Origin of the sequence: Streptomyces aureus (genome assembly GCF_001418135.1) — a bacterium.
GTDB lineage: Bacteria > Actinomycetota > Actinomycetes > Streptomycetales > Streptomycetaceae > Streptomyces > Streptomyces aureus_A.
The window spans coordinates 1-11,522 of sequence record NZ_LIPQ01000048.1 but is presented as its reverse complement, the minus strand read 5'-3'; the positions used below and the strand labels follow the sequence as shown (position 1 = coordinate 11,522).

Annotated in this window: 7 protein-coding genes; 4 read left to right on the top strand and 3 right to left on the bottom strand. The window is 73.3% G+C overall.

The window, feature by feature from the left end:
• On the bottom strand, positions 1–484 hold a 484-nt coding region (locus AOK00_RS38925), incomplete at its 3' end, for an SCO2400 family protein (protein WP_437441392.1).
• 253 nt (positions 485–737) lie between these two features.
• Here AOK00_RS38925 and AOK00_RS05800 point away from each other — a divergent pair.
• From AOK00_RS05800 to AOK00_RS05785, 4 genes are all read left to right on the top strand, one after another.
• Positions 738–1,799, top strand: a complete 1,062-nt coding sequence (locus AOK00_RS05800) for a rod shape-determining protein (RefSeq protein ID WP_030321900.1) — start codon at positions 738–740, stop codon at positions 1,797–1,799.
• Positions 1,800–1,853: 54 nt separating this feature from the next.
• Positions 1,854–3,395 (top strand): sensor histidine kinase, encoded by a 1,542-nt coding sequence (locus AOK00_RS05795; protein WP_107097315.1) that lies wholly within the window; start codon positions 1,854–1,856, stop codon positions 3,393–3,395.
• Between the two features lie 221 nt (positions 3,396–3,616).
• A complete protein-coding gene (locus AOK00_RS05790) occupies positions 3,617–4,852 on the top strand; it encodes an MFS transporter (protein WP_055599237.1) in 1,236 nt (411 codons plus the stop codon).
• A gap of 60 nt (positions 4,853–4,912) precedes the next feature.
• Positions 4,913–6,355 (top strand): acyl-CoA synthetase, encoded by a 1,443-nt coding sequence (locus tag AOK00_RS05785; RefSeq protein ID WP_055599236.1) that lies wholly within the window; start codon positions 4,913–4,915, stop codon positions 6,353–6,355.
• Between the two features lie 67 nt (positions 6,356–6,422).
• Here AOK00_RS05785 and AOK00_RS05780 read toward each other — a convergent pair whose 3' ends face one another.
• Together AOK00_RS05780 and AOK00_RS05775 are read right to left on the bottom strand one after the other, a co-directional pair.
• Positions 6,423–10,109, bottom strand: a complete 3,687-nt coding sequence (locus AOK00_RS05780) for a S8 family serine peptidase (protein ID WP_055599235.1) — start codon at positions 10,107–10,109, stop codon at positions 6,423–6,425.
• 155 nt (positions 10,110–10,264) lie between these two features.
• On the bottom strand, positions 10,265–11,522 hold a 1,258-nt coding region (locus AOK00_RS05775), incomplete at its 5' end, for an MFS transporter (protein ID WP_055599234.1).

The window sequence follows — 11,522 nt, the reverse complement described above, 5'->3', positions numbered from 1 at the left end:
CCACCGCCGTGGCGGCGCCCGCCTGCTCCGGGTCCTCCATGGCGAGCCGGGCCAGGCTCAGCGAACCCGCCGCGAGCACCAGACCGAGGGTTCCCACCAGGACCGTACGGCCCCGGCGGCTCCGCGCGCGGCGGCCCTTGCGGGCGGCGGAGCGGCCGCGGTCGGCGGACCGGCCCTGCGTGGCGACGCGGGCGGCGCGGCGGCCGCCGGGGGCCGGGCGGGGCGGTTCGAGGACGTCGAGTTCGTAGACGTGCTCGGGCGCCGGCGCGGCGTCGGGCCCGGCACCGTACCCGGGCCCGACGCCGTACTCGGCCCTGGGCCCGGCAGGCTCCACCGGCGGGGCCGACGGGAACGCCTGGACGGGCTCGGCCGGCCGGCCGGACATGTGGGGGGTCTCGTACCGCAGTTCCTCGACGGGAGTCCCGCACCCGGCACAGGCGAGGGCCCCGTTGAGATGCCGCCGGCACGCGTGGCAGTAGTCCATGGGGCCCGCAGGCTATGCGGCCGGGTACGGCCACAGGTAGGCGCGGAAGTGAGGATTCTGTGAGGAAACCGCAGGTCGTCGGCGGTGCGTCGTGATTCTCCCGCTTCGGTACGTCCTGCCGGGCGCACCAAGGCGGGCCCCGGGCGGCGCAGCCCAGCGCGCGCCGCGCCCCGGACGGCCGGACGATGCCAGGAGGACCGCGTAACGCGAACCCACCTCGCCCGTGCCAGCACCGCACTCCGGAGGATCCGCCGTGACCGTCAGCCTTGAGCAGCTGCGTCGTTGCCATGTCGCCGTCGACCTGGGTGCCGCCCGCACCCGGGTCTTCGTCAAGGGCGCCGGACTCGTCGTCGACGAGCCGAGCGTCGCCGCCGTCAACACCCGCACCGGAGCGCTGATCGCCGTCGGCGCGCTGGCCGAGAAGATGACCGGCCGCACCCCGGACTACATCCGGGTCGTCCGCCCGGTCTCGGGCGGCACGGTCGTCGACATCGAGATGGCGCAGCGCATGCTCCGTCACCTCCTCGGCGAGAAGCTGCGCCGTCAGCTCCGCCGCAAGCCCCGGCTGCGCGCCGCCGCCTGCACCCCGCACGACAGCGACCCGCTCGCCCAGCGCGCCGCCGTGGAGACCCTCGTCGGTCTGGGGGCCCGCCGCGTCGAGCTGGTCGACACGCTGATCGCGGCGGCCGTCGGCTGCGGCCTGCCGGTCGAGCAGCCGACCGCCACCATGATCCTGGTGTGCGGGGCCGCGACCACGCAGGTCGCGGTGCTCTCGCTCGGTTCGATCGTCACGGCGGAGCGGATGCCGGTGGGCGGCGACGCCATCGACCACGCCGTCATCCAGCACCTGCGCCACCACCACGAGCTGATGCTGCCGAGCCAGTCGGTCCGCCCGCTCCAACTCGCCCTCAGCGGCAACGGCCTGACGCCCCACGGTCCGGCCTGGACCGAGATCCACGGCCGTGACGTCGCCACGGGCCTGGCCCGCTCGGTGACCGTCGACACCGCCGCCGTACGGGAGGCCATCCACACCCCGCTGACGGCGGTCCTCGACGGCATCGGGAAGGTGCTGCGGGACTGCCCGCCGGACCTGGTGGCCGACCTCGCGGACCGCGGGATCATGATGGTCGGCGGCAGCGCCCTGCTGCCGGGACTCGACCAGATGCTGCGCGAGGCGACCGGCATGCCGGTCCACATCGCCGAACGGCCCGACGTCTGCGCGGTCCTGGGCCTCGGCGCGATGCTGGAGGGCAAGGTCCAGCCGATGGTCCTCGACCCGTTGTCGGAGCGGAACCCGCTGACCGACGAGGACTGAGTTCCGGGCGGACACAATCCGGCGAAACCGAATGATTCGTACGACAATGAGATCATGACGATCATGGACGAGGACCGGGACGGGGACACGGACGAGGACGCGCCCCGCCTGCCCATGCTGCTCGAAGCCGTCCTCAGTGTCGGCACGGACCTCGAACTCCGCACCACCCTGCAGCACATCGTGGACTCCGCCACCGAGCTCACCGGCGCCCGCTACGGCGCGCTCGGGGTCGTCGATCCCGAGCGCCGCCGCATCACCGAGCTCTTCACCGCCGGCATGACGGACGAGGAGCGGAGGCTCGTCGGGGGCCTCCCCGACGGCCACACCGGGCTGCTCGGCGTCCTCCTCCAGGACCAGCGGCCGCTGCGGATCGACGACCTGGCGGCCGACCCGCGCTCCTCCGGCGTACCCGCGGGGCACCCGGAGATGCACACCTTCCTCGGCGTCCCCATCCGGGTCCACACCGAGGTCTTCGGCAATCTGTACCTCACCGAGAAGCGCGACGGCGGCTTCACCGAGGAGGACCTCTCCCTGCTCCGGGTCCTCGCCTCGCAGGCCGGCATCGCCATCGGCAACGCCCGGCTGTACGAGACCGCCCGGCAGCGGGAACGCTGGATCGAGGGCGCGGCCGCGGTGACCACGGCCCTGCTGACCGGCGCGTCCGCGGAGAACGCGCTGACGACCGTCGCCGAGCAGGCCCGTATCCTCGCCGACGCCTCGGCCGGAGCCGTCCTCCAGCCCACCCGCGAAGGGGGGATGGAGATCGTCGCCGCCTCGACGACGGACGATCCGGGCGACCTGGTGGGGACGGCGATCGCGCCCGGCTCCCCCGTCCTCGTCCAGCTCCTCGGCGGGGAGCCCGTGTTCGTCGAGGACTCCGCGACGGACCCCCGGATGACCACCCATGTCCGGTCCCGCTTCGGGCCGTCGATGATGCTGCCGCTGCAGAGCGGCGGAAAGCTCATCGGCACGCTCGCCCTCCCCCGCCGGCGCGGAGACCGGCCGTACACGGCCGTCGACCGGTTCCTCGCCTCGCAGTTCGCCTCGCAGGCGGCGCTCGCGCTGGTCCTCGCCGACGCGCGGCACGACAGGGAGCGGCTCGCGGTGTACGAGGACCGGGACCGGATCGCCCGCGATCTGCACGACCTGGTCGTCCAGCGCCTGTTCGCCACGGAGATGATGCTGGAGTCCACCCGGCGGCGGGCGGTCGACTCCTCCGAGGACAACGCGCTGCTCGGGCGGGCGGTGGACGAGCTGGACTCCACGATCCAGGAGGTCCGTACGACCATCTTCGCGCTCCAGCAGCCCCCGGCGGACGCCCCGACGTCCTTCCGCGGGAAGGTCCTGCGGGAGACCGGCGGGGCGGCGGTCCTGCTCGGCTTCCAGCCGTCCGTGCACTTCGCCGGAGCCGTCGACACCCTCATCGACGAGGAGACGGCCGACAGGCTCCTGGCCATCCTGCGCGGGGCGCTCGCGGCGGCCCACCGGCGGTCGGGGGTCGGCGCGATGACCGTGGAGGTGTCGGTCGGGGACGAGGGGGCCCGGCTGCGGGTCACGGACGACGGCACTCCGCCGACGACGGTGAGCTGGCCGTAGGTCCTGCCGGTACGGGGATGACCGGACCGGGACCACCGACCGACGACACCGGCCCGGGACACCGACCGACGACCGGACCGGGACACCGCCCGACGACCCCGGACCAGGACACCGAACGCGGACACCGGGCCGGAGACCCCCGTACGAAGCCCCGCGTACGGGGACACTCGTACGGAGCAGCCCCGCGCGCCGCCCACCCCGCCCCGATCTTGACTGGAGGCGTGGACACCGAGACCAAGCCCCCGACCGCGGCGGCCTACCGCAACCTGGTGACGGCCACCATCGGCTTCACGCTCACCTTCTGGGCATGGGACCTGATCGCGCCCCTCGCCAGCTGGTACGGCGACCGGCTCGAACTCAGCTCCTTCGAGCAGTCGCTGCTCGTCGCGGTCCCCGTCCTCGTCGGCTCGCTCGGCCGCATCCCGGCCGGCGCGCTGACCGACCGGTACGGCGCGAAGCTGATGTTCCCGCTGGTCTCGGCGCTGACGATCATCCCCGTCCTGCTGCTCGTCGTGGTCAAGGACAACTACGGCCTGCTGCTGGTCGTCGCCTTCCTCCTCGGTCTCGGAGGCACGACGTTCGCGATCGGCATCCCGCTGGTCAACTCCTGGTTCCCGCCCGAGAAGCGCGGTCTGGCGCTCGGTGTGTTCGGCATGGGCATGGGCGGTGTGGCGCTCTCCGGCTACCTCACGCCGCGCATCGCGAAGCACGGCGAGAACCTGCCGTTCATCGTGGTGGCGGTCGCGCTCGCGGCGTACGCGGTGGTCGCGACGTTCCTCATCACCGACCGGCCCGACCGGCCGGTGCCCACCGCCTCCCTGGCGACCCGGCTGGGTGCGGCGGGGCGGCTGCGGGTGACGTGGGAGCTGTCGGCGCTGTACGCGATCGGCTTCGGCGGCATCGTGGCGTTCGGCGTCTACCTGCCGACGTATCTGAAGACCTGGTACGAGCTCGATCCGACGGACGCGGGAACGAAGGCGGCCGGTTTCGCGCTGGTGACCGTCGTCTTCCGGCCGATCGGCGGCTGGCTCTCGGACCGGATCCATCCGGCACTCGTGACGGCCGCCGCGCTCGGCGTGGTGGCGCTCCTCGCGATCGTCCAGGCCTTCGACCCGCCGTTGAACCCGGGCGGCACGACCGCCCTGCTGATCATGGCGGCGGGTCTGGGCACGGCGAGCGGTTCGGTGTTCGCGCTGGTGTCGCAGGTGACTCCGCAGGCGAAGGTCGGCAGTGTGACGGGCATCGTCGGTGCGATGGGCGGCCTGGGCGGTTTCCTGCCGCCGCTGGTGATGGGCGCGATCTACAGCGCGAAGGGCTCGTACTCGATCGGCTTCATGCTGCTGTCGGACCTGGCGCTGGCGGGCTGTGTGTACGCGTGGGGCCGCATGCGCGGAATCCGCCCGGAGGGCGAGGGCCCGACGCCGGAGGCGACGAAGGTCACGGCGGGCCGTCGCTGACGGACGGCAGAATGCCTCCCGGAACCCTCGATCTCGACATCGACCCGAGGAGTACGACCGGTGAGTGCGCTCTTCCCGGCCCTTGCGGCCCCTTCCGACCGGCCCGCGCTGCGCTGCGGTCCGGACGCCCTGACGTACGAGGAGCTGGCGCGGGCCGCCGGGGCCCTGGCGGGGCGGATCGGGGGTGCCCCGCGGGTCGCCGTCTGGGCCACGCCGACCGCGCACACGGCCGTCGCGGTCGTCGGTGCCCTGCTCGCCGGCGTGCCCGCCGTACCGCTCAATCCGCGGACGGGTGAGCGCGAGCTGGCGCACATCCTCGACGACAGCGGGCCCACGGCCGTGCTCACCGGTGCCGGGGACGTGCTGCCCGCCGGCCTCGCCGGGCTCCCCCGGATCGTCGTGGACCTGACGGCGAGCGGCCCGACGGTCCCGGCGGCGGCCGACGCCGAGTCGCCCGCCCTGATCGTCTACACCTCGGGCACCACCGGCCCGCCGAAGGGTGTCCTGCTGTCCCGGCGGGCGATCGCCGCCTCGCTCGACGCGCTCGCCGAGGCCTGGTCGTGGACGGCCGACGACGTCCTCGTGCACGCGTTGCCGCTGTTCCATGTGCACGGGCTGATCCTCGGGATCCTGGGGCCGCTGCGGCGGGGCGGCGAGGTCCGGCACCTGGGCGCGTTCTCGGTGGAGGGCGTGACGCGGGAGCTGGGCGGTGGCGGCACGATGCTGTTCGGCGTACCGACCATGTACCACCGGCTCGCGGACGCGCTGGCCGAGGACACCGGGCTGGTCCGGGCGCTGGCCGGGGCGCGGCTCCTCGTCTCCGGGTCCGCGGCGCTCCCGGTCCACGACCACGAGCGGATCGCGGCGGCGACGGGCCGGACGGTGGTGGAGCGGTACGGGATGACCGAGACGCTCATGAACACCAGCGTCCTGCCGGGCGGCGAACCGCGCCCCGGGACCGTCGGCCCCCCGCTCGCGGGCGTGGACCTGAGGCTCGTCGACGAGGACGGCTCCGTGCTGGAGGAGCTCGACGGGGAGACGGTCGGCGAGGTGCAGGTGCGCGGCCCGAACCTGTTCTCCGGCTACCTCAACCGGCCGGACGCGACGGCCGCGGCCTTCGACGGCGACTGGTTCCGCACCGGCGACATGGCGGTCCGGGAGGCGGACGGCGCGGTGCGGCTCGTCGGCCGCAAGGCGACCGACCTGATCAAGAGCGGCGGCTACAAGATCGGGGCGGGCGAGATCGAGAACGCGCTCCTCGACCACCCCGGGGTGCGCGAGGCGGCCGTCACCGGCGAGCCCGACCCGGACCTGGGCGAGCGGATCGTGGCCTGGGTGGTGCCGGAGGACGGGGAGAAGCCCCCGACGGCGGAGGAGCTGGCCGATCACGTCGCGGGCCTGCTCGCCCCGCACAAGCGGCCCCGGGTGGTGCGCCACCTCGACGCCCTCCCCCGCAACGACCTGGGCAAGGTCCTGAAGAAGGCCTTGAACGCCGGCAGTTGAGCGCACGGAGTCGGGCCCCCTCCCGCAGCGAGCAGGAGGGGGCCCGGCCTTCGCCCTTGACGGGTGGCTACTTCACGCCCACCGCGCGGATCAGCTCCTGCGTGACCGAGCCGCCCCGGTCGTCGCTCGCCCCGGCCCGCAGCGAGACGGAGCCCGCGCCGGACGGGACGCGCAGCTCGCCGTCCCAGGCGGCGCCGTGCCGCGCCTTCTTGAGGGCGACCTTCGTCCAGGTGGCGCCCTCGTCGTAGGAGACCTCCAGGGTGCCGCCGGTGATGGTGCCGGTGCCGGCCGCGCCCTTCACGTACTCGGCGAAGATCCCGACGGACAGCTTGCGTCCGGCGCGGACGTCACCGTCGATGTCGGTGTCCACGTCGAAGCCGAGGTTGAGCATCGGCAGGTACGTGACCTTGTCGCCGGGGGTCTCGGCGGAGCGGAAGGTCCACTCGCTGTGGCCCTTGCCGGCGAGCCGCCAGCGCGCCGGGTCGAGCGCCGTGTCGGTGACGACCTTGTAGGTCGCCTCCTCCGCCGGCGCGTCCCAGGCGTAGGCGCCGGAGCTCATCTTGCGGTCGACACGGGTGCCGTTGACGTACACCTCGGTGTACTGCGTCATCGAGTCGTCGTTCCACACGTTGCCGAAGCCGGTGTGGTCGGTGCCGGAGTCGCCCCAGCCGGGGGTGTTGAAGCGCAGGTCGTTGCCGGTGCGCTGCTGGCCCCAGCCGAGGCCGGTGCCCAGCCAGGGGTGCCAGACGGGGCCGAACCAGTCGAGGTCGACCCGGCTGCCGCCCCGGTAGGACGGGGTGCCGCCGCGCTGTTCGAGGGAGTCGCCGAGGTCGACGGACTCGTGCCAGCGCTGGCCGGTGCCGGTGGAGACGTACTCGGTGCGCTCGGTCGGGAAGGAGATCCACTCCTTGAAGCCGAAACCGATCGGGAAGGTGTCGGTGATCGAGTAGCGGAACTCGCCGCCCAGTTCCTCGCGCTTGGTGGGCGCGTAGAAGGTGGAGTGGACGGTGGCGAGTTCGTCCTCGTCGGGCCGGAAGACGAGGTCCTTGCCGATGGCACCGGGGTGGCCCTCGGAGAGGTCGTAGGTGAACGGGGTGAAGCGGGTGCCGGTCAGGTCGACGCGCTTGCCGCGGGCCGCGGCGGCGGCGAGCCGCTGGGCGTCGGCGGTGTTGACGGTGGCGACGGCGAGCGGCCGGTCCTCGTAGTCGGCGGTGCCGAAGAACTTCATCAGCCGGCCGGGCTGGTCGTCGGTGACGAACAGGGCCTTGGCGCCCGCGTCCTGGGCGTTCTGGGCGAGCTGCTTCGGGTCGGCGCCCTCGGTCAGCCGGACGAGGACGGCCTTGCCGGTGACGTTCTTTCCGGTGTACTCGGCGGGGGTTCCCGTGCCCGCGTCGACGAGGCCGAGACGGTGGACGCCCTCCAGGAGGCTTCCGCCGGACTGCGGGGTGGCCTCGGAGAGGCGGGTGCCGTCGACGCTCGCCTCCAGCATGGGCTTGCCGAGGCGCCAGACCGTCCGGTACTCGAAGGTGCCGGTGGCGGGCTTGGCGGTGGGCGCCGCGAAGATCGAGTCGTACATCGGCGGGACCTGGACGGCTCCGCCGTACGAGGCGCCGTTGGCGTCGCGGTCGAACTCCATCAGGAGCTGCCGGGTCTCGGTGCGCTTCTCGACCTCGGCGCGGATCTCGCGGAGCTGCCGTCCGTCGAGGGTGATCTCACGGTCGCGGTCGAGGGTGATCTCCGGCGCGGTGAGGAAGCCGAGGCCGAGGGAGTCCTTGCCGTGGGAGCCGCGGACGTCGAGGAAGGTGTCGACGGTGTACGTGCCGGGCTTCAGGCGGAGTTCGAGGGTGCCGGACTCGCCGACCGTGGCCGGGAACGGGTCGGTGCCCTGGGCGAGCTGCTTCACGCCGAGGTGGGCGGGGGTGGGGGCGCCGTCACGGTCCTTGACGTGGACGGTGAGGGTGTAGCGCTCCTCCTCCTTCACCAGGCCGAGCGCGGTGTGCGCGACGACGGTGCCGGCGGCGGTGGCGGTGACCCGGCCGGAGGACTGGCCGACGGGGGCCTGGGTGCCGTCACCGGTGACGGTGGTGCTCGCGGTCCCGTGGGCGGGGACGGTGAGGGTGGTGTCGGCGAGGGCGGCGACACCGGCCGGCATGCCCTCGACGGCCAGGTTCAGCTCGACCGGGGCGTCGGAGGAGTTGGTGTAGGTGACGGTCTTCGTGACCGGCTTGTTCGACTCGTACGGCCAGGCGACGAAGCCGAGGTCGGCGGAGCCGGTCGCGGTGACGTTCGCGGCGATCGCGGCGGCCACGTCGACCCGTCCGGAGCCGAGTGCGTACGAGGAGGCGTCGAGCGTCTTCGACGAGGACATCAGCGCGCTCTTGAGCTGGGCGCCGGTCCAGTCGGGGTGCCGCTCGGCGAGCAGGGCGGCGACACCGGCGACGTGCGGGGTCGCCATCGACGTACCGCTCATGGAGGTGTAGAGGCCGCTGCCGGAGACGAGCTGGGAGCGGGCGGCGAGGATGTCCACGCCGGGCGCCGACAGGTCGGGCTTGAGGGCCTGGTCACCGTAGCGGGGACCCTGGCTGGTGAAGTAGGCGGCCTCGTCGGCGGAGTCGACGGCGCCGATGGTGAGGGCGGAGTCGGCGGCCCCGGGCGAGCCGATGGAGCCGGGGGCGCCGGAGTTTCCGGCGGCGATGACGAAGAGGGCGCCGGTCTCGGCGGTGAGGGTGTTGACGGCCTGGGCCATCGGGTCGGTGCCGTCGCTGGGTTCGCGGGAGCCGAGACTCATCGAGACGATCTTGGCGTCGACGTCCTTGGCGGCCCACTCCATGCCGGCGATGATCTCCGACTCGGAACCGGAGCCCTCGTCGCTGAGGACCTTGCCGACGGCCAGGGTGGCGCCGGGGGCGACGCCCTTCTCCCTGCCGTCGGAGCCGGCGCCGCTGCCGCCGACGGTGGAGGCGACGTGGGTGCCGTGGCCGTTGCGGTCGGCGACCTCCTCACCGGCGATGAACGACTTGGACTCGGTGACCCGGCCCGCGAGGTCGGGGTGGGCGAGGTCGGCGCCGGTGTCGAGGACGGCGACCTTCACGCCCTTGCCGGTGAGCCCGGCCTCCCAGGCCTTCGGGGTCCCGATCTGCGCGTTGGACTCGGCCATGGCGGCCTTGACCCGGCCGTCGAGCCAGACCTTGCCGGGGGTGGCGGTCCGCGCGTGCGGGGCGGCGGTGAAGCCCTGCCAGAAGGCTGCGGGGTCGGTGGCGGTGACGGCGGCGCCGCCGATGCTGGGCAGCGGGCGTACGGTCTCGGCACCGCGCGGGGCCGCCGCGGCGGTACGGGCGCCCTTGCCGCCGTACGTGACGATCAGCGGCAGGTCACCGGTGATGCCCTGCTCGACGAGACCGGTGACGTCGAAGAGGCGCGGGTCGAGCGCGCCGGAGGCCAGATAGGGGCGGGCCTCGTCGGGGACGACCGTGACCCGGCCGTCCGAGATCTGGCTGCGTATCGCGCCGGTGGCGCCCTTGGCCCGGTCGACGGTGACGGTCTGCCGGCCGCCGCCGAGGTCGGTGAGGGTGACGCGGTCTCCGGTGACGAGGGTGACGGTGGTGCTCGCCGCCGCCCCCTTGAAGGTGTCCGGTACGGCGGCGGCGGTGTTCCCGGCGGCGGCGGTCTGCCCGGCCGAGAGCATCACGAGGGAGATGCCCGCGGCGATCAGCACGGCCCTTCCTCTGTCGAAGGGTGTGGTCCTCGACGTCATCGTTCGAACTCCTCGTGGACCCGGGGTCGGGGGTGTTTCCGGGTGCCGCGAGGAGTCTTGGCCAGGTGGACGGGAGTTGACTCCGTTCGGTCCTGGCGGTTATGTGCCGTGGCGGCCAACCGCCAGAACAGGACGTGCCGTTCGGGGAGAATTGCTCACGGAGTCGGGTCGAGCGCGTCGTACCGGCGGAAACCGCGCCCGTACAGGGCGAGGGCACCGACCGCGACGACACAGGCGATTCCGCCGCCCGTGACGGCGACCGCGGGCGAGGTCAGATCGGCAACCGAGCCCGCGAGGAAGTCCCCGAGCCGGGGCCCGCCGGCGACCACCACGATGAACACGCCCTGGAGCCTGCCGCGCATCTCGTCCGGTGCCGCGACCTGCATCATCGTGTTCCGGAAGATCATCGAGACGGTGTCGGAGTACCCGGCGAGCGCGAGCAGGAGCAGCCCCAGCCAGAGGTTCCGGGTGAGCCCGAAGACGGCGATGGCGGTCCCCCAGCAGGCGACGGCGATCAGGATCGCCTGCCCGTGATGCCGGACACGCCCCTGCCAGCCGGAGAGCACCCCGCCGAGCAGCGCGCCGAACGCGGGGGCGGCGACGAGGAGTCCGGCGGTCTTCGCGTCGCCGCCGAACCAGAGCACGGCGACGGCGGGGAACAGGGCGCGGGGGTGGGCGAGGATCATCGCGCAGAAGTCCGAGAAGAACGTCATACGGAGGTTGGGCCGGGTCGCGAGGAACCGCAGCCCGTCGAGCACGGAGGCCCTCTTGCCGCCTTCCTTCCGGTCCGGAAGCATCGACGGCAGCCGCCACATCGCGTACAGGCTCGCGGCGAAGGCGACGGCGTCGACGAGGTACGCGGTCTGGTACCCGGCGAACCCGACGATCAGCCCGCCGAGGCTCGGCCCGACGAGCATGCCGAAGGTCGTGACCATCGAGTTCAGCGCGTTGGCGGCCCGCAGCTGCTCGGGCGGCAGGAGCCGGGGGATCATCGCGCTGCGCGCGGGCGCGTTCAGCGCGGCGCAGACGGCCTGGAGGGCGACGATTCCGTACAGGAACCAGACCCGGTGGAACCCGGCGAACGCGGCGGTGGCGAGCGCGACCGAGAGCACGGCGGAGCCGCATGCGCTGTAGAGCCCGAGCTTGCGGCGGTCGACGGTGTCGGCGATGGCGCCGCCGTACAGCCCGAAGCAGACGAGCGGGACGAGCGAGAACAGCCCGACGAGCCCGACGGAGAAGGGCGACCGGGTGATGTCGTACACCTGGAGGGAGACGGCGAGCGCCGTCATGCCCTGCCCGACCCAGGAGACGGTGTTGCCGAACCAGAGGCGGCGGTAGTCGGCCGAGGTCCGCAGCGGGGTGAGATCGGCGAAGAGCCGGCGGCGCTCGGGGTCGGGGGCCGGGGGTTCGGTG

Coding starts and splice junctions, on each gene's coding strand:
- AOK00_RS05780 (WP_055599235.1), bottom strand. CDS start 10,109: ATGACGTCGAGGACCACACCCTTCGACAGAGGAAGGGCCGTGCTGATC.
- AOK00_RS05795 (WP_107097315.1), top strand. CDS start 1,854: ATGACGATCATGGACGAGGACCGGGACGGGGACACGGACGAGGACGCG.